Annotated in this window: 24 protein-coding genes and 1 pseudogene; 21 read left to right on the forward strand and 4 right to left on the reverse strand. The window is 60.1% G+C overall.

The annotated features are described in order from the left end of the window. Positions 1 to 7: 7 nt before the first annotated feature. The 5 genes from fliF to fliJ are packed head-to-tail and all read left to right on the forward strand — an operon-like array spanning position 8 to position 5,422. Entirely contained in the window at positions 8 to 1,795 is a 1,788-nt protein-coding gene (gene fliF, locus E4T63_RS07910; RefSeq protein ID WP_027614236.1) for a flagellar basal-body MS-ring/collar protein FliF, read from the forward strand. Beyond that, the gene (fliG, locus tag E4T63_RS07915) at positions 1,788 to 2,807 is read left to right on the forward strand and encodes a flagellar motor switch protein FliG (RefSeq protein WP_007920042.1); all 1,020 of its coding nucleotides are present in this window, start codon (positions 1,788 to 1,790) and stop codon (positions 2,805 to 2,807) included. The genes fliF and fliG overlap by 8 nt, the downstream gene beginning before the upstream one ends. Positions 2,808 to 2,811: 4 nt before the next feature. Next, positions 2,812 to 3,618 (forward strand): flagellar assembly protein FliH, encoded by an 807-nt coding sequence (gene fliH, locus E4T63_RS07920; protein WP_134785747.1) that lies wholly within the window; start codon positions 2,812 to 2,814, stop codon positions 3,616 to 3,618. Next, positions 3,608 to 4,966 carry a flagellar protein export ATPase FliI gene (gene fliI, locus E4T63_RS07925; protein ID WP_007966241.1) on the forward strand — a complete coding sequence of 453 codons (1,359 nt, stop codon included), beginning with the start codon at positions 3,608 to 3,610 and terminating at the stop codon, positions 4,964 to 4,966. Before fliH ends, fliI begins: the two co-directional genes overlap by 11 nt. Before the next feature lie 6 nt (positions 4,967 to 4,972). Next, positions 4,973 to 5,422: a flagellar export protein FliJ gene (gene fliJ / locus E4T63_RS07930; protein ID WP_095139370.1), complete on the forward strand. Its 450-nt coding sequence runs from the start codon at positions 4,973 to 4,975 to the stop codon at positions 5,420 to 5,422. 35 nt (positions 5,423 to 5,457) lie between these two features. Here the strand turns inward: fliJ and E4T63_RS07935 are convergent, their stop codons facing one another. Continuing rightward, the gene (locus E4T63_RS07935; protein ID WP_135295220.1) at positions 5,458 to 5,802 is read right to left on the reverse strand and encodes a hypothetical protein; all 345 of its coding nucleotides are present in this window, start codon (positions 5,800 to 5,802) and stop codon (positions 5,458 to 5,460) included. Between the two features lie 136 nt (positions 5,803 to 5,938). Between E4T63_RS07935 and E4T63_RS28645 the strand changes: the two are divergent. The 13 genes and pseudogenes from E4T63_RS28645 to flhB form a co-directional block, all read left to right on the forward strand. Then, positions 5,939 to 6,049, forward strand: a pseudogene (locus E4T63_RS28645) (flagellar export protein FliJ); the annotation flags it as partial. A 192-nt stretch (positions 6,050 to 6,241) separates the two neighbouring features. Beyond that, positions 6,242 to 6,547, forward strand: coding sequence for an STAS domain-containing protein (locus E4T63_RS07945; RefSeq protein WP_096796263.1), 306 nt, complete (start codon positions 6,242 to 6,244; stop codon positions 6,545 to 6,547). A gap of 5 nt (positions 6,548 to 6,552) precedes the next feature. Then, positions 6,553 to 8,250: an ATP-binding SpoIIE family protein phosphatase gene (locus E4T63_RS07950; protein ID WP_135295221.1), complete on the forward strand. Its 1,698-nt coding sequence runs from the start codon at positions 6,553 to 6,555 to the stop codon at positions 8,248 to 8,250. Between the two features lie 37 nt (positions 8,251 to 8,287). Then, entirely contained in the window at positions 8,288 to 8,635 is a 348-nt protein-coding gene (locus tag E4T63_RS07955) for an Hpt domain-containing protein (protein WP_135295222.1), read from the forward strand. Positions 8,636 to 8,741: 106 nt separating this feature from the next. Beyond that, positions 8,742 to 10,136 carry a flagellar hook-length control protein FliK gene (locus E4T63_RS07960; protein ID WP_135295223.1) on the forward strand — a complete coding sequence of 465 codons (1,395 nt, stop codon included), beginning with the start codon at positions 8,742 to 8,744 and terminating at the stop codon, positions 10,134 to 10,136. 290 nt (positions 10,137 to 10,426) lie between these two features. Beyond that, entirely contained in the window at positions 10,427 to 10,930 is a 504-nt protein-coding gene (gene fliL / locus E4T63_RS07965; protein ID WP_047599975.1) for a flagellar basal body-associated protein FliL, read from the forward strand. 9 nt (positions 10,931 to 10,939) lie between these two features. Then, positions 10,940 to 11,908, forward strand: a complete 969-nt coding sequence (gene fliM, locus E4T63_RS07970; RefSeq protein ID WP_003222890.1) for a flagellar motor switch protein FliM — start codon at positions 10,940 to 10,942, stop codon at positions 11,906 to 11,908. A gap of 55 nt (positions 11,909 to 11,963) precedes the next feature. Continuing rightward, complete coding sequence (gene fliN, locus E4T63_RS07975) at positions 11,964 to 12,422, forward strand: flagellar motor switch protein FliN (protein ID WP_003222891.1); 459 nt, start codon at positions 11,964 to 11,966, stop codon at positions 12,420 to 12,422. Further along, positions 12,423 to 12,875 carry a flagellar biosynthetic protein FliO gene (fliO, locus tag E4T63_RS07980; protein WP_135295224.1) on the forward strand — a complete coding sequence of 151 codons (453 nt, stop codon included), beginning with the start codon at positions 12,423 to 12,425 and terminating at the stop codon, positions 12,873 to 12,875. Beyond that, entirely contained in the window at positions 12,875 to 13,633 is a 759-nt protein-coding gene (gene fliP, locus E4T63_RS07985; protein WP_003222895.1) for a flagellar type III secretion system pore protein FliP, read from the forward strand. The genes fliO and fliP overlap by 1 nt, the downstream gene beginning before the upstream one ends. Then, positions 13,630 to 13,899 (forward strand): flagellar biosynthesis protein FliQ, encoded by a 270-nt coding sequence (fliQ, locus tag E4T63_RS07990; RefSeq protein WP_007920026.1) that lies wholly within the window; start codon positions 13,630 to 13,632, stop codon positions 13,897 to 13,899. Before fliP ends, fliQ begins: the two co-directional genes overlap by 4 nt. 3 nt (positions 13,900 to 13,902) lie before the next feature. Continuing rightward, positions 13,903 to 14,688 (forward strand): flagellar biosynthetic protein FliR, encoded by a 786-nt coding sequence (gene fliR, locus E4T63_RS07995; RefSeq protein WP_027613914.1) that lies wholly within the window; start codon positions 13,903 to 13,905, stop codon positions 14,686 to 14,688. 3 nt (positions 14,689 to 14,691) lie between these two features. Then, positions 14,692 to 15,831: a flagellar biosynthesis protein FlhB gene (flhB, locus tag E4T63_RS08000; RefSeq protein WP_097090136.1), complete on the forward strand. Its 1,140-nt coding sequence runs from the start codon at positions 14,692 to 14,694 to the stop codon at positions 15,829 to 15,831. Positions 15,832 to 16,311: 480 nt separating this feature from the next. Here the strand turns inward: flhB and E4T63_RS08005 are convergent, their stop codons facing one another. From E4T63_RS08005 to E4T63_RS08015, 3 genes are all read right to left on the reverse strand, one after another. Then, positions 16,312 to 16,671, reverse strand: a complete 360-nt coding sequence (locus E4T63_RS08005; RefSeq protein ID WP_135295225.1) for a DUF6124 family protein — start codon at positions 16,669 to 16,671, stop codon at positions 16,312 to 16,314. A gap of 516 nt (positions 16,672 to 17,187) precedes the next feature. Then, a complete protein-coding gene (locus tag E4T63_RS08010; protein WP_209318230.1) occupies positions 17,188 to 20,133 on the reverse strand; it encodes a hypothetical protein in 2,946 nt (981 codons plus the stop codon). A gap of 344 nt (positions 20,134 to 20,477) precedes the next feature. Then, positions 20,478 to 20,837 (reverse strand): DUF6124 family protein, encoded by a 360-nt coding sequence (locus E4T63_RS08015; RefSeq protein ID WP_098967851.1) that lies wholly within the window; start codon positions 20,835 to 20,837, stop codon positions 20,478 to 20,480. Between the two features lie 605 nt (positions 20,838 to 21,442). On the opposite strand from E4T63_RS08015, the gene E4T63_RS08020 reads away from it, so the two are divergent. The 3 genes from E4T63_RS08020 (at position 21,443) to flhF (ending at position 25,817) form a co-directional block, all read left to right on the forward strand. Beyond that, on the forward strand, positions 21,443 to 22,117 hold the full coding sequence (locus E4T63_RS08020; protein ID WP_135295226.1) for a hypothetical protein: 675 nt from the start codon (positions 21,443 to 21,445) through the stop codon (positions 22,115 to 22,117). Positions 22,118 to 22,335: 218 nt separating this feature from the next. Further along, positions 22,336 to 24,465 (forward strand): flagellar biosynthesis protein FlhA, encoded by a 2,130-nt coding sequence (gene flhA / locus E4T63_RS08025; RefSeq protein ID WP_047599970.1) that lies wholly within the window; start codon positions 22,336 to 22,338, stop codon positions 24,463 to 24,465. A gap of 11 nt (positions 24,466 to 24,476) precedes the next feature. Further along, positions 24,477 to 25,817 (forward strand): flagellar biosynthesis protein FlhF, encoded by a 1,341-nt coding sequence (gene flhF / locus E4T63_RS08030; RefSeq protein WP_003222914.1) that lies wholly within the window; start codon positions 24,477 to 24,479, stop codon positions 25,815 to 25,817. Positions 25,818 to 25,856: the final 39 nt, after the last annotated feature.

Consider the following 25,856-nt stretch of genomic DNA (forward strand, 5'->3'; position numbering starts at 1 on the left):
TTGAGTCATGGCAGAAGCAGTCGCCGATAACGTTCCGGCCAAGGCCACCCCGATAGACGGCAAACCGCCGCTGTTCGGCCTGTCCTTCCTGGAAAACCTCTCCGAGATGACCATGCTGCGTCAGGTGGGCCTGTTGGTCGGCCTGGCTGCGAGCGTGGCGATTGGCTTTGCCGTGGTGCTGTGGTCGCAGCAGCCGGATTACCGTCCGTTGTACGGCAGCCTTGCCGGCATGGACGCCAAGCAGGTCATGGACACCCTGGCCTCCGCCGACATCCCTTACACCGTCGAGCCGAACTCCGGCGCCTTGCTGGTCAAGGCTGACGACCTGTCCCGTGCGCGGATGAAACTCGCGGCCGCTGGTGTCACTCCCAGCGACGGCAACATCGGTTTCGAAATCCTCGACAAGGAACAGGGTCTGGGCACCAGCCAGTTCATGGAAGCGACGCGTTACCGTCGCGGTCTCGAAGGCGAACTGGCGCGCACCATCTCCAGCCTGAACAACGTCAAGGGCGCTCGCGTGCACCTGGCGATTCCGAAGAGCTCGGTGTTCGTGCGTGATGAGCGCAAGCCAAGCGCTTCGGTTCTGGTCGAGTTGTACTCCGGGCGTTCGCTGGAGCCGGGTCAGGTGGTGGCGATCATCAACCTGGTGGCGACCTCCGTGCCTGAATTGAGCAAATCGCAGATCACCGTCGTCGATCAGAAGGGCAACCTGCTCTCCGATCAGGCGGAAAACTCCGAAATGACCATGGCCGGCAAGCAGTTCGATTACAGCCGCCGCATGGAAAGCATGCTCACCCAGCGCGTGCACAACATTCTGCAGCCGGTACTGGGCAACGATCGCTACAAGGCTGAAGTCTCGGCCGACATCGATTTCAGTGCCGTCGAATCGACTGCCGAGCAGTTCAACCCGGACCAGCCGGCGTTGCGCAGCGAGCAGTCGGTCAACGAACAACGCACCGCCAGCAATGGCCCGCAAGGCGTGCCGGGTGCCCTGAGCAACCAGCCGCCGGCGCCGGCGTCGGCCCCGCAAACCACCGGTGGTGCGCAAGGCTCTACCGGTATGATTCAACCCGGTCAGCCACTGGTCGATGCCAACGGTCAGCAGATCATGGACCCGGCCACTGGCCAGCCGATGCTCGCGCCTTACCCGGCGGACAAGCGTCAACAATCCACCAAGAACTTCGAGCTCGACCGTTCCATCAGCCACACCAAACAGCAGCAGGGTCGCCTGAATCGTCTGTCGGTGTCGGTGGTGGTCGACGATCAGGTCAAGGTCAATGCGGCCAACGGTGAAACCACCCGCGCACCGTGGAGCGCCGATGAACTGGCGCGCTTCACCCGTCTGGTGCAGGACGCGGTCGGTTTCGACGCCAGCCGTGGCGACAGCGTCAGCGTGATCAACATGCCGTTCTCCGCCGAACGCGGTGAAGTGGTTGCCGATATTCCGTTCTACTCCCAGCCATGGTTCTGGGACATCGTCAAACAAGTGCTGGGTGTGTTGTTCATCCTGGTGCTGGTGTTTGGTGTGCTGCGTCCGGTGTTGAACAACATCACCGGCGGCGGCAAAGGCAAGGAGCTGGCCGGTCTGGGCAGCGACGTGGAACTCGGTGGCATGGGCGGCCTGGACGGCGACCTGGCCAACGACCGCGTGAGCCTCGGTGGTCCGCAGAGCATTCTGTTGCCGAGCCCGAGTGAGGGTTACGACGCACAACTGAATGCAATCAAGAGCTTGGTGGCCGAGGATCCGGGTCGCGTGGCTCAGGTCGTGAAAGAGTGGATTAACGCAGATGAGTGATAACCGAGCCGCAACCGTCAAACTGAACAAGGTCGACAAAGCCGCGATTCTGCTGCTGTCCCTGGGTTCGACCGATGCCGCGCAAGTGCTGCGCCACATGGGCCCGAAAGAGGTTCAGCGGGTCGGTGTGGCCATGGCCCAGATGGGCAACGTCCATCGCGAGCAGGTCGAGCAGGTCATGAGCGAGTTCGTCGATATCGTCGGCGACCAGACCAGCCTCGGCGTCGGCTCCGACGACTACGTGCGCAAAATGCTCACCCAGGCGCTGGGTGAAGACAAGGCCAACGGCCTGATCGACCGCATCCTGCTCGGTGGCAACACCAGCGGCCTCGACAGCCTGAAATGGATGGAGCCGCGCGCTGTTGCCGACGTGATCCGTTACGAACACCCGCAGATCCAGGCGATCGTGGTGGCGTACCTCGACCCGGATCAGGCCGGTGAAGTACTGGGCAACTTCGACCACAAGGTGCGTCTGGACATCATCCTGCGCGTCTCGTCGTTGAACACCGTGCAACCGGCTGCGCTGAAAGAGCTGAACCAGATTCTCGAGAAGCAGTTCTCCGGCAACTCGAATGCCTCGCGCACCACCCTGGGTGGCATCAAGCGTGCGGCGGACATCATGAACTTCCTCGACAGCTCGATCGAAGGCCAGCTCATGGACTCGATCCGCGAAGTCGACGAAGACCTGTCCGGTCAGATCGAAGACCTCATGTTCGTGTTCAACAACCTCGCCGACGTCGACGACCGCGGCATCCAGGCGCTGTTGCGCGAAGTGTCCTCCGACGTGCTGGTGCTGGCCCTCAAGGGCTCGGACGAAGGCGTCAAAGAAAAGATCTTCAAGAACATGTCCAAGCGTGCGGCCGAACTGTTGCGCGACGACCTCGAAGCCAAAGGCCCGGTGCGCGTCAGCGACGTGGAAACCGCGCAGAAAGAAATCCTCACCATTGCCCGTCGCATGGCCGAAGCCGGCGAAATCGTGCTCGGTGGCAAGGGCGGCGAGGAAATGATCTAAGCCCATGGACAAGCATGACGAGTCAGTGACGGATCTGATCCGCGCCCGCGATGTCCGTGGTTTCGAATCCTGGGCGCTGCCCAGCTTCGATCCGCCAAAACCGGAACCCGAGCCGGAACCGGAGCCCGAACCGCCGGAAATGGAAGAAGTGCCGCTGGAAGAAGTCCAGCCACTGACCCTGGAAGAACTCGAAAGCATCCGTCAGGAGGCTTACAACGAGGGCTTTGGCATCGGCGAGAAGGAAGGTTTTCACAGCGCCACGCTCAAGGTGCGTCAGGAAGCCGAAGTGGCGCTGGCGGCGAAACTGGCCAGCCTCGAGCAACTGATGACCCATCTGTTCGAGCCGATTGCCGAGCAAGACACGCAGATCGAAAAGTCGCTGGTCGACCTCGTGCAACACATCACCAGACAGGTGATCAAGCGCGAATTGGCCATCGATTCCAGCCAGATCGAACACGTCATGCGCGACGCGCTCAAGCTGCTGCCGTTGGGCGTGGACAACGTGCGTCTGTACGTCAATCCGCAGGACTTCGAGCAGGCCAAGGCCTTGCGCGAGCGTCATGAGGAATCCTGGCGCATCGTCGAAGACGACTCGCTGCTGCCGGGCGGTTGCCGGGTTGAAACCGAGCACAGCCGCATCGACGCCAGCATCGAGACCCGCGTGACCCAGGTCATGGCCAAACTGTTCGACCAGTTGCACGAACAGGCTCTGCACCCGGCCGCGCCGGACCTGAGCCTGGACATTCCTGAAGAAAGCCAACTGACGGCTGCGCCTGAAGAGCCGCTCGCGGACACCCCCGATGCGCCTTGAACGCACCAGTTTCGCCAAGCGCCTCAGCACCTATGCCGACGCCACTGAAATCGCCGGCGCGCCGATTCTCGAAGGCCGCCTGCTGCGCATGGTCGGCCTCACCCTCGAAGCCGAAGGCCTGCGCGCCGCCATGGGCACGCGCTGCCTGGTGATCAATGACGACAGCTATCACCCGTCCCAGGTGGAAGCGGAAGTCATGGGTTTTTCCGGCAGCAAAGTCTTTCTGATGCCGGTCGGCAGCGTCGCCGGCATTGCCCCGGGCGCCCGTGTGGTGCCGCTGGCCGAAACCGGTCGCCTGCCGATGGGCATGAGCATGCTCGGTCGCGTGCTTGATGGCGCCGGACGCGCGCTGGACGGCAAGGGCGGGATGAAGGCTGAAGACTGGGTGCCGATGGACGGCCCGACAATCAACCCGCTCAACCGCGACCCGATCCACGAACCGCTGGATGTCGGCATCCGTTGCATCAACGGTTTGCTGACGGTCGGGCGTGGTCAGCGTCTGGGCCTGTTCGCCGGTACCGGTGTCGGTAAATCGGTGCTGCTGGGCATGATGACCCGTTTCACTGAGGCCGACATTATCGTCGTCGGTCTGATCGGTGAGCGGGGTCGAGAAGTTAAGGAATTCATCGAGCACATCCTCGGTGAAGAAGGCCTCAAGCGTTCGGTGGTCGTCGCCTCGCCGGCGGACGATGCGCCGCTGATGCGTCTGCGCGCGGCGATGTACTGCACGCGCATCGCCGAGTATTTCCGCGACAAGGGCAAAAACGTTCTGTTGCTGATGGATTCGCTGACCCGTTTCGCCCAGGCCCAGCGGGAAATCGCCCTGGCCATCGGTGAGCCGCCAGCGACCAAGGGCTATCCGCCCTCGGTATTTGCCAAACTGCCGAAACTGGTGGAGCGCGCCGGTAATGCGGAGAAGGGCGGGGGGTCGATCACCGCGTTCTACACCGTATTGTCCGAAGGCGATGACCAGCAGGATCCGATTGCCGACTCGGCGCGGGGCGTGCTCGACGGCCACATCGTGTTGTCCCGGCGGCTGGCCGAGGAAGGGCACTACCCGGCCATCGACATCGAAGCGTCGATCAGCCGGGTGATGCCGGCCGTGGTCTCGGCGGAGCACATGCAGCGCGCGCAGTACTTCAAGCAGCTGTGGTCGCGCTATCAGCAGAGCCGCGATCTGATCAGTGTCGGCGCTTACGTCGCCGGTGGCGACCGCGAGACCGATCTGGCGATCTCGCTGCAACCGCAACTGACCCGCTACCAGCGGCAGGGGCTGAACGACAAGATCAATATGGGCGAGAGCCAGGCTTACCTCGAAACCCTGTTCGCGCCTGCGGCGGGCGGGTAACCGGCCATGGCCGTGAGCCGAGCTGCGCGTCTGGCACCGGTGGTGGAAATGGCCGAACAGGCCGAGAAAACCGCCGTGCAACGCCTAGGTTACTTTCAGGGTCAGGTCAAAGTCGCTGAAAGCAAACTCGCCGACCTCGACGCCTTTCGTCTGGATTATCAGGAACAGTGGATCGTGCGCGGCAGCGACGGGGTTTCCGGGCAATGGCTGCTGGGGTATCACGGCTTTCTGGCACAACTGGACACCGCGATCGACCAGCAGCGCCAGAGTCTGGTCTGGCACCAGAACAACCTGATCAAGGCGCGCGATGCCTGGCAGCAGGCGTTTGCCAAGGTCGAAGGCTTGCGCAAACTGGTGCAGCGCTACCGCGAAGAGGCGCAACGCCTCGAAGACAAGCGCGAGCAGAAGCTGCTGGACGAGTTGTCGCAGCGCTTGCCGCGGCACGATCCGTATTAATGCGCCGCAGCATTAGTGCTAGAGGATGGTCTGAGTCATTTGTCCAATATTGTGAAGCTGAAGCCTTTGGAACGACCCAGGAGTTTGGAGTCACGGATCACGTCGAAGAACATATATATTTGTTTGCCCACTAACTCCCATTCCCAGTAGTCAGTGATGGGTATAGCGTAATCCGGCCGATCACTAAGGTTTATTTGCCACTTTCTATGGGTATCAGCGTCTTCGGCCACAAGGTAAAACGCAAGTTCGTCGCCTGCTTTACCTGGGTAGGTCGCCTTCACGCCGGAATTACCACTTAGGTATTCATCATGAGTGATGATTGTTGTTGACTTGGTGTTATGCAGGGACGGTTTTCCAAAACGTTCAAAATGCGGGTCCATGATGCAGTCCTTTGACCTGAGCGCAGCGAAATTGCTGCCGCTTGATTAAGGGCTATGCCTCTTTCCTCGGTCTACTGTCAGATCTGACAGTGGCGACAAGCGGCAGTCGCGAAGTGGCTGCAGGGCATAGCTTCTCCTGCGCAAACGGTTACCGCGCTACGGCGAAGAGGCGCAACGCCTCGAAGACAAGCGCGAGCAGAAGCTGCTGGAGCAGTTGTCGCAGCGCCTGCCGCGCCACAACCCTTTTCAAATTGCCCAAAAACTCCCTGTGGGAGCGAGCTTGCTCGCGAAGGCGGTGTGTCAGAGACAACAATGTTGACTGACACACCGCCTTCGCGAGCAAGCCCGCTCCCACATTTGCTTCTGCGCTGAGCCTTGCCCCAACCCTGTCCAGGTGCTAAACCTTGTACACGTTCGTCAATGACAAGGAAGCCAGTCAATGTCAGTCGTTACAGAAGTCTCTCCGGATGGTCAAAAACTGACGATTTCGGTCAAGGGGCGGTTCGATTTTGGGCGCCATCAGGAGTTTCGCGAGTCCTATGAGCGACTTAACCAGAAACCCGACTCCATCGTGGTTGATCTGAAAGATGCCACCTACCTCGACAGCTCCGCGCTGGGCATGCTGCTCCTGCTGCGCGATCATGCCGGCGGCGACGAGTCGGACGTGCGCGTGATCAACAGCAACTCCGACGTGCGCAAGATCCTCGCCATCTCCAACTTCGACAAACTGTTCGACATCAGTTGACGGCCATGCAGGCGCAAGAGCCGCTGACGATCCTGATCGCCGAAGACAGCGCCGCCGACCGGTTGCTGTTGGCGACCATCGTCCGCCGTCAGGGCCATGAAGTATTGACGGCGGCCAATGGCGCCGAAGCGTTGGAGATGTTTCGTCGACAGTCACCGCATCTGGTGCTGATGGACGCGATGATGCCGGTGATGGACGGCTTTGAGGCGGCGCGGCAGATCAAGGCGCTGGCGGGGGAAACCCTGGTGCCGATCATTTTCCTGACCTCACTGACCGAGAGCGAAGCGCTTGCCCGTTGTCTGGAAGCAGGTGGCGACGACTTTCTGGCGAAGCCTTACAACCAGGTGATCCTCGCCGCCAAAATCAAGGCGATGGATCGCTTGCGCCGCTTGCAGGCCACGGTGCTGCAACAGCGTGACCTGATCGCCAGACATCACGATTACCTGCTCAACGAACAGCGCGTGGCCAAAGCCGTTTTCGACAAGGTCGCGCATTCGGGTTGTCTGAGTGCACCGAATATTCGTTATCTGCAATCGCCCTATGCGTTGTTCAACGGCGACCTGCTGCTGGCGGCCTATACCCCGGCCGGCGACATGCATGTGCTGCTCGGTGATTTCACCGGCCACGGCTTGCCGGCAGCGGTGGGGGCGATGCCGCTCGCCGAAGTGTTTTACGGCATGACCGCCAAGGGCTACGGCCTGGCTGAAACCCTGCGCGAGATGAACGCCAAGCTCAAGCGCATCCTGCCGGTGGACATGTTCTGCTGCGCGACCATGCTTTGTCTGAGTTTTCAGCGGCGTTCGGTAGAGGTGTGGAACGGCGGCATGCCTGACGGTTATCTGCATCGGATTGCCACCGGCGAACGTGTGCCGCTGGCGGCGCGCCATTTGCCGCTGGGGGTGCTCAGTCCGCAAGCGTTTGATGATCGCACCGAAGTACAGACCATGGCCGTGGGTGACCGGGTGTTCCTGCTTTCGGACGGGGTGATCGATACCACTGACGCCGACGATCGCTTGTTCGGTGTCGAGCGTTTGCAGCAACTGTTTGCCGCCAATCGTGAGCCGGACAACCTGTTCGCCGAGATCGAGCAGGCCTTGCACGCCTTTCGCGGCGAGCCCCGCGACGATGTGAGCATGGTCGAGATCAGCTTGCTGGAGGCGGCGCAGGTGATGCCGTCGGCGCCGGTGTATTCCGACAGCGGCCAGTCGTGCCCGCTGGACTGGTCGGTAAGCTTCGAGTTTCGCGGGGCGACGCTCAGGCGCTTCAATCCTTTGCCGTATCTGCTGCAGTTGTTGCAGGAAGTGCACGGTTTGCGCACCCAGGGCGGGGCGATCTACAGCGTGCTCGCCGAGCTGTACTCCAACGCGCTGGAGCACGGTGTTCTTGGCCTGGATTCCAGCCTGAAGCGTGATGCCAGTGGCTTCGCTCGTTACTATGAACAGCGCAACGAGCGGCTCGAAGCCCTGCAGGACGGTTACGTGCGCGTGCATCTGCAGGTGAAGCCGCAAGGTGCCGGGGGTTGTCTGGTGATCCGCGTCGAGGACAGCGGCAAGGGTTTTGACGTGGCGCGGGTGATGGAGCGGCCGCTGGATGGTGTCCGCCTGTCGGGGCGCGGGGTCAGTCTGATCCGCCAGTTAGGGCATAACGCCAGTTGGTCGGACGAAGGTCGCAGTGCTTGCGTGGAGTTTTTCTGGGAGGGTTGAGGCATAATTCGCCGATTCTTGATCAAGGAGTGAACAAGTGACTGACCAACATGTGGATCGCGAAGTACTCGATGCGTTGCGCGAAGTGATGGAAGACAGCTATCCGGATTTGCTGGATACCTTCCTGACCGATTCTGAAAGTCGCTTGCATCAATTGCAAAAGACCGCCGACGCCAAGGTGTTGGCCGAGGTCGCCCATAGTTTCAAGGGCAGCGCCAGCAACATGGGGGCTGTCCGGTTGGCGACGCTCTGTCAGGAGCTGGAGGCGGATGCCAAAGGCAAAAGCCCTGCGGAAATCGTCAAACTGGTGGCCGACATCAGTTGCGAATTCGCGGAAGTCCGTCCTGTCTACGAAGACGAACGCCAGCACGCCCTGACCCATTGAACCCTGCCGTCCGGCGCTTTTCGCAAGCGCCGGACAAAACTGGCCCGACACTTGCAATAATCACCGTCAACTGTACCTACGATCCCAGTGCAGCGGAGACCGTGTCATGCCTGCGACCCCCAATGTTCTTCTTCAATCTGCCGCCCAGGCCAAGGCGCAAGCCGCCGCCGCGAAAACGCCGGTCATGGCCGCAGACACCGGGGACAAGGCCTCAAGCTTCGCTCAGGTGTTCGCCGATCAAGGCCCGAAAAAGACTCTTGCGAACTCTGACAGTTCGTTGAAACCGGCGCGCGACAAGGTTGCCGACAACAGCGACAAGAAAGATTTCGCCAAGGATAAGTCTGCCGCCACGCAACAGACCGTTGCCGATAGCGGCAATGCCTTGCCTGCCGACAAGACCGCGTCGACCACCACCGATGATCAGGCCGCCGCTGACAAGGCCGCCGCCGATGCTGCTGCCGACAGCGCGCAGACGCCAGTGGCCGACACCACCCCGGTGGATCCGGCGCTGGATCCGGCACTTGCGCAAACCGTGCAGCCGCTGGTGACCGCGCCGGTGGTGGCAGCGCCAGTCGCTGCAACACCGGAACCGGCCAAAACTGAAACGCCGGTCGTGGCCGCCACTTTGGCGCCAGCCGTGGTCAAAGATCCGGCGGCATCAACCGATAGCGCGTTCGACCCAGCGGCCGATCCACTCGACTCGTTGCCGGCGCTGCGTATGGCGATGGAGCAGGGCGGGCACATTTCCGCCAGCAGCCAGGCCCAACCCAAAGCTACACCGGCCCAGACTCAGGCCGACGGTGAATTGACTGCGGCGCAGAACTTCGCTGCCGGCATGGCGAGCATGCTCGACGTGCAGGCCGACAAGGACAGCACCAGTCAGAATGGTGAAAAGGCCTTCAGCGGCCTGATAGACGATGGCCTGAAAGATCTGAAGGCTGCTACCAGCGACACCCGTGTCGATGATTTCGCCAACCGTCTGGCGGCGCTGACTCAGGCGGCCACTCCGAAAACCGCGAACGCGGTGCCGGTGAATCAACCGATCGCCATGCATCAGAGCGGCTGGACCGAAGAAATCGTCAACCGCGTCATGTACCTGTCCAGCGCCAACCTGAAGGCGGCGGATATTCAATTGCAGCCGGCGGAACTCGGGCGTCTGGATATTCGGGTCAACATGGTTCCGGACCAGCAGACCCAGGTGACCTTCATGAGCGCGCACCCAAGCGTGCGCGAAGCGCTCGACGGTCAGATGCATCGCTTGCGTGACATGTTCACCCAGCAGGGCATGGGCCAGGTCGACGTCAATGTCTCCGACCAGAGCCGTGGCTGGCAGGGTCAGCAGGGTCAGGAACAGGCGCAGCAGGGCCAGAGTGGTCGCACCAGCGCTGCGGGTGGTCGACTGGATTCGGCGGAAGAGGAGCTGACGCCGGCGGCCGTGGCGGAAGCTGCTGCGCAAACCACCAGCGTGATCGGCAGTAGCGCCGTCGACTATTACGCCTGAGCAAAATCAAGAGCCCCTCACCCTAGCCCTCTCCCACAGGGAGAGGGGACCGATTGGAGGATGCTCGCGAAGTACGCCGACCGGATACTTGCGCTGTGAATCCATAATCGACTCGGTCTTTCAGGTCGATGTTTGACGCCTGACACCTCGGTCAGCCCCCTCTCCCTCCGGGAGAGGGCTGGGGTGAGGGTGGCTTTTGACTTTAGCGTTACCTCCGACACTTCTGGCATAACACTTGCTCTTGCCTTGCCGTGCGACTGTGAAAACCCGATTAGTGACGGATTATTGGCATGGCGAAGAGCGAAGCAGCAGCTGTAAAAGACCCCGCGACCAAAGGCAAACTCAAGATGATCATCCTGATCGTGGTGGCTCTGCTGCTGGCGATCGGTGTGTCCGTGGGCGCGACCTGGTACTTCATGCACAGCGCTCAGAGCAAGCCTGCCGCAGCGGCCGAGGCTGCGCCGGTCGGCAAGCAACCGGCGATCTTCGAGCCGATGGCGCCGGCGTTTGTCGCCAACTACAACCAGAACGGCCGTCAGCGCTACATGCAGGTGAGCATCACCATGCTGGCGCGTAACCAGGCCGATCTGGAGGCGCTCAAAGTGCACATGCCGGTGATCCGCAACAACCTGGTGATGCTCTTCTCCGGTCAGGATTTTGCCACCTTGGCGACTCCGGTCGGCCAGGAGATGTTGCGCCAGAAGGCTACCGCCAGCGTCCAGGAAGTGGCGCAGAAAGAGCTGGGCAAAGTGGTGATCGAACAGTTGCTTTTCACTAATTTCGTACTGCAGTAGGAACACGACATGGCCGTGCAGGATCTGCTGTCCCAGGATGAAATCGACGCGCTGTTGCATGGCGTCGACGATGGTCTGGTACAGACCGATAACGCTGCCGAACCCGGCAGTGTCAAAAGCTACGACCTGACCAGCCAGGATCGCATCGTCCGTGGACGCATGCCGACTCTGGAGATGATCAACGAGCGTTTTGCCCGTTACACCCGCATCAGCATGTTCAACATGCTGCGCCGCTCGGCGGATGTTGCCGTCGGTGGCGTCCAGGTGATGAAGTTCGGCGAATACGTGCACTCGCTGTACGTGCCGACCAGCCTCAACCTGGTCAAGATCAAACCGCTGCGCGGCACCGCGCTGTTCATCCTCGACGCCAAACTGGTGTTCAAACTGGTGGACAACTTCTTCGGTGGCGACGGCCGTCACGCCAAGATCGAGGGGCGTGAATTCACCCCGACCGAACTGCGTGTGGTGCGCATGGTGCTGGAGCAGGCGTTCGTCGATCTGAAGGAAGCCTGGCAGGCGATCATGGAAGTCAATTTCGAGTACATCAACTCGGAAGTGAACCCGGCCATGGCCAACATCGTCGGCCCGAGCGAAGCGATCGTGGTTTCTACTTTCCACATCGAACTCGATGGCGGTGGCGGTGACCTGCACGTGACCATGCCGTACTCGATGATCGAGCCGGTGCGCGAGATGCTCGACGCCGGTTTCCAGTCGGACCTCGACGATCAGGACGAGCGCTGGGTCAATGCCCTGCGTCAGGACGTGCTCGATGTCGACGTGCCGATCGGCGCCACCGTGGCCCGCCGCCAGTTGAAGCTGCGCGACATCCTGCACATGCAGCCGGGGGATGTGATCCCGGTCGAGATGCCGGAAGACATGATCATGCGCGCCAACGGCGTACCGGCCTTCAAGGTCAAGATGGGCTCGCACAAAGGCAACCTCGCGTTGCAGGTGATCGAGCCGATCGAGCGTCGCTGAAGCGGCGCTTTTCCCCCACGCATTTAACTGAATTGTTGCCCGCCGAGGACACATGATGAACGACGAAATGAACGCCCAGGACGATCAGGCACTGGCCGACGAATGGGCTGCGGCCCTGGAAGAGACCGGTGATGGCAGCCAGGCTGACATCGACGCGCTGCTGGCCGCCGACGCTGGCGCTGCAAGCTCCAACCGTCTGCCGATGGAAGAGTTCGGCAGCGTGCCGAAGAACAACGATCCGGTGACCCTGGACGGTCCGAACCTGGACGTGATCCTCGACATCCCGGTGTCGATCTCGATGGAAGTGGGCAGCACCGACATCAACATCCGCAACCTGCTGCAACTGAACCAGGGTTCGGTGATCGAGCTCGATCGTCTGGCCGGCGAGCCGCTGGACGTGCTGGTCAACGGCACCCTGATCGCGCACGGTGAAGTGGTGGTGGTCAACGAGAAGTTCGGCATCCGCCTGACCGACGTGATCAGCCCAAGCGAACGCATCAAGAAGCTGCGCTGAGTGAAACGGTTTCTCTGGGCTTTGCTGGCACTGCCATTGAGCGTGCTGGCCGCCGAGCCGTCGACGGCGACCACCGTGCCTGCTGCCACCGCGCCGATGGTCAACAGCGGCGTGGCCGGGCAACTGACGCAACTGGTGTTCGGTCTGTTGCTGGTGCTGGGGTTGATCTTCTTCCTCGCCTGGCTGCTGCGCCGGGTGCAGCAGGCAGGGCTGGCGGGCAAGGGCCAGGTGATCGAGCTGATCGGCTCCCGTGCGCTCGGTCCGCGTGACCGGTTGATGCTGGTGCAGGTCGGCAACGAGCAGATTCTGCTCGGCTTGAGCCCTGGCACCATCACCGCGCTGCACGTGCTCAAGGAGCCGGTGCCAGTGCCGAGCAGCAGCGAAAAAGCGACCCCGGAATTTGCCCAGCATCTGCTGAAGATTCTCGGCAAGGATCAGAAGGATAAGAAGTAATGGGTGCGCTACGCATCGTCTTGACGCTGGCCCTGATGCTGGCCGCGCCGCTGGCATTCGCCGCCGACCCGTTGTCGATCCCGGCGATCACGCTGGGCACCAACGCCGACGGCGCGCAGGAGTATTCGGTCAGCCTGCAGATCCTGCTGATCATGACCGCCCTGAGCTTTATTCCGGCGGCCGTGATCCTGATGACCAGTTTCACTCGGATCATCATCGTCTTCTCGATCCTGCGTCAGGCCCTCGGCCTGCAGCAGACGCCGTCGAACCAGATCCTCACCGGCATGGCGTTGTTCCTCACCATGTTCATCATGGCCCCGGTGTTCGATCGGGTGAACAACGATGCGCTGCAGCCGTACCTGGCGGAAAAACTCACCGCCCAGCAAGCGGTGGAAAAGGCCCAGGTACCGATCAAGGACTTCATGCTCGCCCAGACCCGCACCAGCGATCTGGAGCTGTTCATGCGTCTGTCCAAGCGCACTGACATTGCCACCCCGGATCAGGCGCCGCTGACCATTTTGGTGCCGGCGTTTGTCACCTCCGAGCTTAAAACCGCCTTCCAGATCGGCTTCATGATCTTCATTCCGTTCCTGATCATCGACCTGGTCGTGGCCAGTGTGCTGATGGCGATGGGTATGATGATGCTCTCGCCGCTGATCATTTCGCTGCCGTTCAAGATCATGCTGTTCGTACTGGTGGATGGCTGGGCGCTGATCATCGGCACCCTGGCCAGCAGTTTCGGAGGTGTCTCGCCATGACGCCGGAAGTTGCGGTCGATATCTTTCGTGAAGCGCTGTGGCTGACCACTCTGATGGTCGCGATTCTGGTAGTGCCGAGCCTGTTGGTCGGTTTGCTGGTGGCGATGTTCCAGGCGGCGACGCAGATCAACGAACAGACCCTGAGCTTCCTGCCGCGTCTGCTGGTGATGCTGGTGACCCTGATCGTCGCCGGCCCGTGGATCGTGCAGACGTTCATGGAATACATCATTCAGTTGTACAAAAACATTCCGATGGTCATCGGCTAAGCCATGCAGTCGCTGCTTCAGTTGACCGACACCCAGATCAGTACCTGGGTGGCGTCGTTCATGTTGCCACTGTTTCGCGTCGCCTCGATGCTGATGGTCATGCCGGTGTTCGGCACCACGTTGGTGTCGCGGCGGATACGCCTGTATTTCGCCGTGGCCATCACCGTATGCATTGCCCCGGGGCTGCCGCCGATGCCGGACGTCAGTCCGCTTGCTCTCAGCGGCTGGTTACTGATTGCCGAGCAGATTCTGGTGGGTGCTGTGCTGGGGTTTTCCCTGCAACTGTTTTTCCAGGCATTTGCCGTGGCCGGGCAGATTGTCGCGATCCAGATGGGCATGGGCTTCGCCTCGATGGTCGACCCGGCCAACGGCGTCTCGGTGGCGGTGATCGGGCAGTTCTTCACCATGCTGGTGACCTTGCTGTTCCTGTCGATGAACGGCCACCTGGTGGTCTTCGAAGTGCTCACCGAAAGCTTCACCACGCTGCCGGTCGGCGGCGGCTTGATGACGGCGCAATACTGGGAGCTGGCCGGCAAGCTTGGCTGGGTTCTTGGGGCGGCGTTGTTGCTGGTGCTGCCGGCGGTCACCGCGCTGCTGGTGGTCAACATCGCCTTCGGCGTGATGACCCGCGCCGCGCCGCAACTGAACATTTTCTCCATCGGTTTTCCGCTGACTCTGGTACTGGGCCTGTTCATCGTCTGGGTCGGTCTGGCGGATATCCTCAATCAGTATCAACCGCTGGCCTCCGAGGCCTTGCAGTTGTTACGCGAACTGGCACGGGCGCGCTGAGCCATGGCAGAGAGCGAAAGCGGTCAGGACAAAACAGAAGACCCCACGGACAAACGGAAAAAGGACTCTCGTGAGAAGGGCGAGATTGCCCGTTCCAAAGAGCTCAACACCCTCGCCGTGATGATGGCCGGTGCCGGTGCGCTGCTGGTGTTCGGCGGCATGCTGGCCGAAGACCTGATGGAGCTGATGCGTCTGAACTTCACCCTCTCGCGCGAGGTGATCATGGATCAGGGGGCCATGGGCAGGTTCCTGCTGCAGTCGGGGCAGATGGCGCTGTTGGCGATCCAGCCGATCATGATCACCCTGTTGCTGGCGGCGTTGATCGGGCCGATCTCCCTCGGTGGCTGGCTGTTTGCGGCCGGCTCCATGGCACCCAAATTCAGCCGGATGAACCCGGCCGCGGGCCTGAAGCGGATGTTCTCGTTCAAGGCTGTGGTCGAACTGCTCAAGGCGCTGGCCAAATTTCTGATCACCCTGGGGGTGGCGTTGGCGGTGTTGTCGGCGGACGTCGATGATTTCTTGCGGATCGCCCACGAGCCGCTCGAAATGGCGATCATTCACAGCGTCACGCTGGTCGGCTGGAGTACGTTGTGGCTGGCCTGCGGCCTGATCATCATCGCCGCCGTCGACGTGCCGGTGCAGCTCTGGGAAGCCCACAAGAAACTGCTGATGACCAAGCAGGAAGTGCGCGACGAGCACAAGGATCAGGAAGGCCGGCCGGAGGTCAAGCAGCGCATCCGCCAGACCCAGCGCGAGATGTCGCAGCGGCGGATGATGGCGGCGATTCCCGACGCCGACGTGGTCATCACCAACCCGACCCACTACGCCGTCGCGCTCAAGTACGACTCGGAGAAGGGCGGCGCGCCAGTGCTGCTGGCCAAGGGCAGCGACTTCCTCGCGCTGAAGATCCGCGAAATCGCCGTCGCCAACAACGTCATGCTCCTCGAATCGCCGGGGCTGGCGCGCTCGATCTACTACTCCACCGAACTCGAGCAGGAAATCCCCGGTGGCCTGTACCTGGCGGTCGCCCAGGTATTGGCCTACGTCTACCAGATCCGCCAGTACCGCGCCGGCAAGGGCAAGCGCCCGGATCCGCTGAAGGACGATTTGCCGATCCCGCCGGATCTGCGGCGCGATTCCTGACTTGACAGTAACGCAATAAAAAACCGCCATCCCGATTGAACGGGGTGGCGGTTTTTTTATGCCTGACCCAAAGATATTTCAGCTCCTGCCGCGGTCATTGTGGTGAGGGGATTCATCCCCGATGGGCTGCGCAGCGGCCCCAGACTTCAATCTTTCAGAAATACCGCGAGTTCAGGTTTTACGACTGCTGCGCAGCCGAGCGGGAGCAAGCTCCCTCGCCACAGGTTCTTGCCTGCCTTCTTAGCCCGGTAATTCCAGATTATCCAGCGCCCGATTCACCGCCAGCTCCCCCGCCTGACCCAATGAAACGTCGGCTCCTGCCGCAGTCACTGTGGCGAGGGAGCTTGCTCCCGCTGGGCTGCGCAGCAGACCCAAATCCTGTCACTGCAAATTTTCAGAAATACCGCGAGTTCAGGGTTTACGGCTGCTGCGCAACCGATCGGGGATGAATCCCCTCGCCACAGGTTCTTGCCTGCCTTCTTAGCCCGGCAACTGCAGATTATCCAGCGCCCGATTCACCGCCAGCTCGCCAAGCATGATCAGTTGCGCGATGCCCAACAGAGTCCTGCGCTGCGACGCCGGTATGAGGTGGGCGAAGTCATTGGCGATGGTTCTGGCCGAGGCGAGTGTTTCGCAGGCATCGGCCAGCAGTTCTTCGTTTTTGAAGTCTGCGGTCACGGCATACATCGAGCGGGTTTTGCGTTGAATGGGCGTGGCGCCGGGAGAGCAGAGGTAGTGGTCGAGGGCGCGGTCAGCCGCTTCGTGGAGCTTTTTTGAATCGAGGGATTCGTAGGGGGAGGTGGCGTCGGTTTCGGGTGGGTTGGGTGTTGGTTTGCTCATGGTGAAGCTCCTTTGAAGTGGAGCCGCTACAACCTGTCGCTAAACAGGAGGGGTGGCGGCTGTACGCAGGTTAGCGAACCGGTCAAAGGCACCCGGCAGACCCGAAGGTCTCCCGCATACAGCCACCATGACGAAATCGCGAAAATTCAGATCCGCAACGAAGCCTGGAACGCTGATGCACCTTTGACTTGAATTCGAGTCGCTAAACCCGATCGCTGATTCGTCAGCGACCGATCCACAATAGAACCCGACCCCAAGGCGCACAAGCCGGCGGATTCTGGCGTAGCTGTAGGCAATGGCGCAAGGGCGTGTAGCCTTGAAGGCGTGTCTGGAGGTGTTGTTTAAACGTATGGTTTAAAGACAAAAAATTGGGGGCTGTTTGGGACGTACTCTCCATCGGTCCCTGTAGGATTCGTCGCCACGCCGAGCACGCCGAGCACGCCGAGCACGCCGAGCACGCCGAGCACGGCGACATGCGTCGCGCTCGGCGGTTCATGACAGAAAAGGATAAGGCGTTCAACAGGTCATTGAGAAGTTATCTACATATGAACGAGTACTTCCATTGTGTATATCAATATATTTGATTTTCTTGTTTGGTGTTTCTGTGATGTCAACCCATGTTTTATGTTTTTCATCATGTGCCGGAGTGGGCACGGCTTTAACTAAATTTAAATTTTCGTCGTAGCATCTGTACTGTGAAATGGTTCGATAGGCACAATAAGTGCCGAATCTAATGCTTTTTGCTGTTTGCTTTAGTGTGAGTCTTAGAATTCCGTTTGGATAAATATCTATATATTTTAATGTTATTTGTGGGGCTGCTGAATAAGAATCTCCAAGAGAGAAAAGTGCGCGTTCTGATATTACCGTAACGGTCATGCTTGGGAAATCCATGACTGTTCCAATAGGTTTGATACCAGTTGCCCCCGTCTCGAAATCCTCAAGTATTACTAAAGGAGGGATTTTCAATAGGTTTAAATTCAATAGTGGAAATATAATAGGTGTTAAATTGCTGGCGGGATTCGGCAGTGCTTCTAAAGATATTGTGAGCTCAGTATCGTGTCCCAGACTTAACAACTGTTCTCTGGTCAGTGTCTGTTTTATTCCAGAGGTTTTTTCCGTATCTGTTATTTTGTGGTTGGTCAATATCGGAATTGTGCAGTCGTCGTTGTTGTCGTCTTTTCCCGAAAGTTTTAGTTGCACGATGTTATCAGTGCTGATGCCTGTCCATGGCAGCACGGTAACCTCAGCGTTTCCTTCAAAAGAATTCAAATCCAGCACGTTGTCATCCGATGCCTGTGGGATTTTCGGCGAGGGTAGCCGAGGGTCTTCATCCGCTATCTTCAGCAAAGTCACCCTGGTCGCATCTGATTCACCCGCTTGTTCATCATTGCGATTCAAATCCCAGCGCAATTCGATCACCTTGCCATGTCGCGCCGCCAGAAACGCCGGGTTCAATACTGTATCCACCCGTTTGTTGTTGAACTCCACCAAAGGAAACGGTGGCGTGCCTGCTGGGGGATCGACCTCCACCAGGCGTGCCCGGTCGCCGCTCAATGCTTCTGGGTATTCGATACGCACCGTCACGCCGTTCGGGTAGGCCAGGACATCAATCGGATCTTTGGCCGGTGCTACAAGGAACGGTGGCGGTAGCTCCCCCAGCGCCGTCCCGATGCGCAACGTCAACTCATGAGAATGCCCCAGCGTCTCGCCCGCCCGCTGAATGCTGTAATCGGCAACCACCGTACCGTTCAGGTTGGGGGTCACGTATTTTTTCTCAACGGTAATCCGCACAGGCCGGCCAGCGGTGGCAGGGATCAGGTCGACATGACTACTGACGCTACCGCCGCTGGCAGAGCCGCGCCAACGGTAGTTCACACGATCCTTGTCGCGGGTGCCGAGGTACGGCACCACCAGCGTGGCACCGGTGGGTGGCACGTTGTCCGGATCGAGCACGTCGTTGGCATCTGCGCCCTCGACTTCCGGCCGGTCGAACGTCGGCAGGGCGACGCCGACCTGCATCATGAACGGCAGCGACTCGCGAACGCTCAACAGCCCCGTTTCGCTGTTGGTGACGACGTAATAGACCTTGACGTTCAGGCCATTGAAACGCTGGATTTCGACATTGCTCACGCTGCGCAGGACGGGCTGATTGTCCGCTACGTTGCCGACCGGGCGGGGATCTTCGTAATAAACGGTGTCGTTACCGGGCGCCTGGGCCCACCAGATCAGGTTGAGCAGGTCGCTGCTGTTGCGACCGGGGTACCAAGGGATCTGCACAGTCGCCCAAGGCGTTTCGGGTGGCAACGTTCCGCCTGGTGCCTCATCGACGGTGGGGGCGACTAACTGGCTGATGTCGCCAATTACGGTGACGCTGGCATTTTTTGAGCGGCGGTCGCTTTCATTGCTGCGACGGCGCACATAGCCGACCGAGGCTGCGCCTTTGGCAATGGCTTTGACGGCGGCGTTGGGGATGGGGAAATCGAGCTGGAAGGGCACGTACAACACCTCTTTCTCCAGCGGCCCGACGATGATCTGCGAGCCTTGCGCCGGGGTGCCAATCCAGGTCAGGAGCACCTTGTCGCCCACCGCAAAATCGTCCTTGGTGATGTACACGCGGGCGTTCACATCGTCATCCCCGAGCTGGTCGAGGTCGATGCTGTCGGTTGGAATGCCGTTGACCAGCACCTGCGGTTCGTCCAGCCGATTGCCCCCCAGGTCCACCAACAGATAATGCGTCGCCGACCACGGCGCGCGTTCGTCCGGGAAGTTACCGCAGCGGTCAATGACCTGATAAGCCACCGCGACACGATCACCGTCCCCGGCATCGTCAATAACGGCGCGGCTGAAGACAACCTCGATCGGGTTTCTGATCGGGTCCTGGGCCTGTTCCGGCGTAACGATATGCACCACTTGCTGGCTACCCCAGCGGGCGAGAATGCGGTCGTATCGGGTGAGGTTGCGGTAAGGCACGATGTGCATCGTCACCCCGCTGGGCGGCAGGTTTTCATCGACCTCGTCATGAGAGAGGGAGAACTTGAGATCGGAGTGGCCGTCATCGCCGGGAATGTCATCGTACCCCCCGGGACGCGTGAGTTTGACCAGCAGGGTCATGACCGGTTTCGAGTCCTCCGGGGCGCCCTGGTTCTTGCGCGTGATCCGGTAGAACACTGGCGTGGCATCCCCCTCAAGTACCTGGCCCTTGGCAATGGTGAAAACCAGGTCCTGGTTGAGCTCGGCATCGTGCTCTAAGGTCTTGCTCCAGACCGCGGCGCTGTCATTGTCCCAGAACACCTCGGCCAGATCGCCAATGGACATGGTCAGCCAGGCGGGAATGATGCCTTGCAGATCGCCTTCCACGGCTCTGATGGGTATGCCGCCGTCATAGTGTTCGGCAGGGCTGAGGTTGACCAGTGCCGGAAAGTACGGAGGTCTGAGGGCTCGCGGGGGTTGCTGGCTGGACATTTGACGAACTCCGGTCGGGGGGCTGGGTGACGGAGTTATTGAGCGCGCGTTGGAGGAATTAGGCACCTGTCAGATCTGACAGGTGCCGGCGGGTTTCCGACAAGTGGTCATGTGGGCTGAAGGAAAGAGGCGACAAACCGCCGCCCGGTTAAATGAGGTGGCGGTTTTTTTTATGCCTGAAGACATGTGTCGGCGGTGAGGCCGCTTTCGCGAGCAAGCTCGCTCCCACAGGTTCGGCGTGCAGCCACAGGTTTGTGATCGACACCAATCCCTGTGGGAGCGGGCTTGCTCGCGAAGACGTCAGCAGCCGCAACGCCTCACTCAGGGCTTGTCACAGATCCCTGCTACTGCGGCAACTCCAGATTATCCAGCGCCCGATTCACCGCCAGCTCGCCGAGCATGATCAGTTGCGCGATGCCCAGCAGCGTCCTGCGCTGGGACGCCGGTATGAGGTGGGCGAAATCATTGGCGATGGTTCTGGCCGAGGCGAGTGTTTCGCAGGCATCGGCCAGCAGTTCTTCGTTTTTGAAGTCTGCGGTCACGGCGTACATCGAACGGGTTTTACGTTGAATGGGCGTGGCGCCGGGCGAGCAGAGGTAGTGGTCGAGGGCGCGGTCGGCGGCTTCGTGGAGCTTTTTTGAATCGAGGGATTCGTAGGGGGAGGTGGCGTCGGATTCAGGTGGGTTGGGTGTTGGTTTGATCATGGTGAAGCTCCTAGAGTCGGCGGAGCTGCCACATTTCGCTGCGATACGAAAGGGAGGTGGCAGCCATACGCGGGTCGCAGACCGGGACTCTAGAACCGGCAGACCCAAAGGTCTCCCACGTACAGCCGCCATAAAACGAGGACGGAAGTTGTGCGTCTAGAAATCAGCGGGCTGCGAGACCCGGTCGCTGATTCGTCAGCGACCGACCCACAATAGAACCCGCCCCCAAGGCGCACAAGCCGGCGGATTCTGGCGTAGCTGTAGGCAATGGCGCAAGAATATGTAGCCCGCAAGGCGTGTCTGGAGGTGTCTTTTAAACGCCAGCGTTTAAAGTTGCTGCTCATGATTCTGTGGTGTCGCGGATGGCTTCTTCGCGAGCAAGCCCACTCCCACAGGGGATCTGTGTGATACCCCCAATCTGTGTTCATTGCGGCGCGATTCCTGATAAATCAAAAGACCGCGGCCTTCCGTTTATCTGAAAAAGACCTCTACCTGTTAGTTCTGACAGTGGACACAAAGGGCATTCAGCTATTCCATGTTCCTTGGCAGGTTTCACGGGCAAGTCGCCTTCTGACCTGTCTTTAACATTCGCCAAGGAGAAGGTCATGCCAGAGAACTACAGAAAGCTTGAAGGAATGAGGTTCGAATTCGTTTCCGGGTCGGTGGCGAAAGAGTCTGATCATATCGCTTGCACGTTCACTTTTAAGGCGATGTTGGACTTCACGCATTTCGTGCACATGAGCAATGCGTATGTGCCGGGCTATCTCGATTCGTATATCAATGCGATCAAGCCAAGGTTGGACGGGGTAGCCCACCATAGTCTCTACAACCGATTCAATAGTGCCGCTGGCAACATTGGTACTGTTGAAGAGTTGGTCAGAGTTTTCTCTTCGCCCAACAACTACTCCGATACATGGAGTAGCAATGGCACCGGCCTACTGGCGCGTTATCACAAACCACAATTTCACATGGTCGGTGATCAGTTACAGGTCACGGGTGGGCAGGACTTTCGATGGGAGGTCGAGCCGGAGGTCGAACGGAAGATCGAGCCACAGGATGTGCCGGACATTTACTTTGTCTGGGCACTGAGTGTGTTGAAGGCATACCCCGAAGATCCTTTTCATCAGCCTGAGGAAATCGTGACTTTGGGCGATTCTGAGGAGGCGCTTGTCGACGTGGGAGGGAAGCCGATCCGTAAGGGTACGCGCTACCTGGTGGGCCGCGATTTGCGTCTTGGTGCGATAAATCCAGAGCAAATTTTGACTGCCGGGTATCCGTGAGTGCGCGGGTTTTTCTGATTTTTGTTCACTGCTAATGGTGATAGCCGTCCTGCGTCTGTTTTGCGGTCGGCTCCATGGCGCCCAGCTTCTCTCAAGACACTTCCCCTGAAGCAAACCTCAATTTCAATCCCCGGCAAAAGTTGGAAGGCTTCTTGCAGTAGCCGCCGTGCGCCTGCTTTGGGCGTCAAAAGTTTGCTTTAAAGGAACGGGGAAAACCGGTGGATCGCTCTCAGTTATTCAACACTGCTCGCTCGAATGTTGCCGACCTCAGTCGAGGCAATCTGGGCGTGCCGTTGTTGCTGCTGGTCATGTTGGCAATGATGATGTTGCCGATTCCGCCGTTCCTGCTCGATGTGTTCTTCACCTTCAACATTGCCCTGTCGATTGTCGTCCTGCTGGTCTGTGTGTATGCGCTGCGGCCACTGGATTTCGCGGTGTTCCCGACCATTCTGCTGGTGGCGACGCTGCTGCGACTGGCGTTGAACGTGGCCTCGACGCGGGTGGTGATGCTCCACGGTCAGGACGGCCACGCCGCCGCCGGTAAGGTGATTCAGGCCTTCGGCGAAGTGGTGATCGGCGGTAACTACGTGGTCGGTATCGTGGTGTTCGCGATTCTGATGATCATCAACTTCGTCGTGGTGACCAAGGGTGCCGGGCGGATTTCCGAGGTGAGCGCACGCTTCACCCTCGATGCAATGCCTGGCAAACAAATGGCGATCGACGCCGACCTCAACGCCGGTCTGATCGACCAGAACCAGGCCAAGGCCCGCCGTCAGGAAGTCGCCCAAGAGGCTGAGTTCTACGGTTCGATGGACGGTGCCAGCAAGTTCGTCCGTGGTGACGCCATCGCCGGCCTGCTGATTCTGTTCATCAACCTCATCGGCGGTATGGCCGTCGGTATCTTCCAGCACAACATGACCTTCGCCGATGCGGGCAAGGTTTACGCCTTGCTGACCATCGGAGACGGTTTGGTGGCGCAATTGCCATCACTGTTGTTATCGACAGCGGCAGCGATCATGGTGACCCGTGCTTCCGGTTCGGAAGACATGGGCAAGCAGATCAATCGGCAGATGTTCGCCTCGCCCAAAGCCCTGGCGGTGGCCGCTGGTTTGATGGCGGTCATGGGCCTGGTGCCGGGCATGCCGCACTTCTCGTTCCTGAGCATGGCCGCGCTGGCGGCCGGTGGCGCGTATCTGTTCTGGAAAAAGCAGAACGTTGCCAAGGTGCAGGCGCTGCAAGAGGTTCAGCGTCAGCAGGAACTGTTGCCGTCGCCGGCCCGCGCCATGGAAACCAAGGAGCTGGGCTGGGATGACGTGACGCCGATCGACATGATCGGCCTGGAAGTCGGTTACCGCCTGATCCCGCTGGTGGATCGCAATCAGGGCGGGCAATTGCTGGCGCGGATCAAGGGCGTGCGCAAGAAGCTCTCGCAGGATCTGGGCTTCCTGATGCCGACCGTGCACATTCGCGACAACCTCGATCTGGCGCCGAGCGCCTATCGCCTGACCCTGATGGGCGTGATCCTGGCCGAAGCCGAGATCTACCCGGATCGCGAACTGGCGATCAACCCGGGGCAGGTCTACGGCACGCTCAACGGCATTACCGCCAAAGATCCGGCTTTCGGCCTGGAGGCGGTGTGGATCGAAGTCAGCCAGCGCGCCCAGGCGCAATCGCTCGGTTACACCGTGGTCGACGCCAGTACCGTGGTCGCGACCCACTTGAACCAGATTCTGTACAAGCACTCCAGCGAGCTGATCGGCCACGAGGAAGTGCAGCAACTCATGCAATTGCTGGCCAAAAGCTCGCCGAAACTGGCTGAAGAGCTGGTGCCGGGCGTGGTGTCGCTGTCGCAGTTGCTCAAAGTGCTGCAAGCGCTGCTCGCCGAACACGTGCCGGTGCGCGATATCCGCAGCATTGCCGAGGCTATCGCCAACAACGCCGCCAAGAGTCAAGATACCGCCGCCTTGGTCGCCGCAGTACGCGTCGGCGTATCCCGCGCCATCGTCCAAAGCATTGTAGGCACTGACTCCGAGCTGCCTGTGATCACCTTGGAACCAAGGTTGGAACAAATATTGCTCAATAGTCTGCAGAAGGCAGGACAAGGCTCTGAAGAGGGCGTTCTGCTGGAGCCAAGCATGGCCGAGAAGCTGCAGCGTTCGCTCATCGAAGCGGCGCAGCGCCAGGAAATGCAAGGTCAACCGGTGATCCTGTTGGTAGCAGGCCCGATCCGCGCGATGCTCTCGCGTTTCGGTCGCCTCGCAGTTCCAGGGCTGCACGTGCTGGCCTACCAGGAAATTCCGGACAACAAGCAAGTGACCATCGTTGCGACAGTAGGGCCCAACGGCTGAGGTAGTGGTTTATGCAAGTTAAGCGTTTTTTCGCCGCCGATATGCGTCAGGCCATGAAGCTGGTTCGTGATGAGCTGGGCGCTGATGCCGCCATCATTGGCAACCGCCGCATTGCCGGCGGCGTCGAGCTGACGGCGGCGCTGGATTACAAATTGTCGGCGCTGGCGCCACGGGTTCCGAACATGGAACTCGAGGACGAGCTGCGCAAGACCCAGTCGCGCATCGTGACCGCCCAGGCCGAACTGAGCCTGCGTGGCGAAGCCGACGGCAACACCAATCGCCAATTGTTCGCCGGGCTGCCGTTGACGGCCGGCCTGCCGCTGACCGCTGCCGAACCGTTGAGCGAACCGACTTACGCCGCCCCGGCGCGTCCAGCGCCCGCGCCTGCACAGTCGTCCGCCGGCATCGATCCGCGTGCGCTGGATTCGATGCGTTTCGAATTGAACAGTCTGCGCGAACTGATGGAAGTGCAGCTCGGCACGCTGGCCTGGAATCAGCTGCAAGGCAGCCGTCCGGCGCAAGCCAATCTGTATCGTCGTCTGCAACGCATAGGTCTGTCCGGGCCGTTGTCGCGCGATCTGCTGGCGATGATTACTGATATCGAAGAGCCGCGTCAGGCCTGGCGCATGCTGCTTGCGCACCTGGCGCGGATGATTGCCGTACCGGAAGTCGAGCCGCTGGAAGAGGGCGGGGTGATTGCCATGGTCGGCCCGGCCGGCATGGGCAAAACCACCACCCTGGCCAAACTCGCGGCGCGCTACGTGCTCAAGTACGGCGCGCAGAATGTCGCGCTGGTCAGCATGGACAGCTTCCGCATTGGCGCCCAGGAACAACTCAAGACGCTGGGGCGGATTCTCAACGTGCCGGTAACGCACGTCGATCCGGGCCAGTCGCTGGTGCAGGCACTCGACCCGCTGCTGCGCAAACGCGTGGTGCTGATCGATACCGCCGGCCTGCAGGCCAGCGATCCGGCACTGCGCATGCAGCTGGAAAGTCTGGCCGGGCGTGGCATCCGTTCAAAAAATTATCTGGTGCTGGCAACCACCAGCCAGAAACAGGTTCTAACCGCCGCGTACCACAGTTACAAGCGTTGCGGGCTAGCCGGCTGCATCCTGACTAAACTGGATGAGACGGCCAGCCTTGGCGAAGTGTTGAGCCTGGCGATCAGTCATGAACTGCCGGTCGCGTACCTGACCGATGGCCCACGGATTCCGGATGATCTGCATCTGCCGCGCCGTCATCAACTGGTCAGCCGCGCCGTCAGCGTGCAAATGCAGGAAGAACCCAGCGAAGAAGCCATGGCTGACATGTTCGCTGATATCTACCACAGCCCGACCAAGCAGGTTGGCTGAGGTAATGAACCGTTTTTGTACCTACATCGATGGTCTGCC

This window comes from Pseudomonas fluorescens (genome assembly GCF_004683905.1).
Taxonomy (GTDB): Bacteria; Pseudomonadota; Gammaproteobacteria; order Pseudomonadales; family Pseudomonadaceae; genus Aquipseudomonas; species Aquipseudomonas putida_A.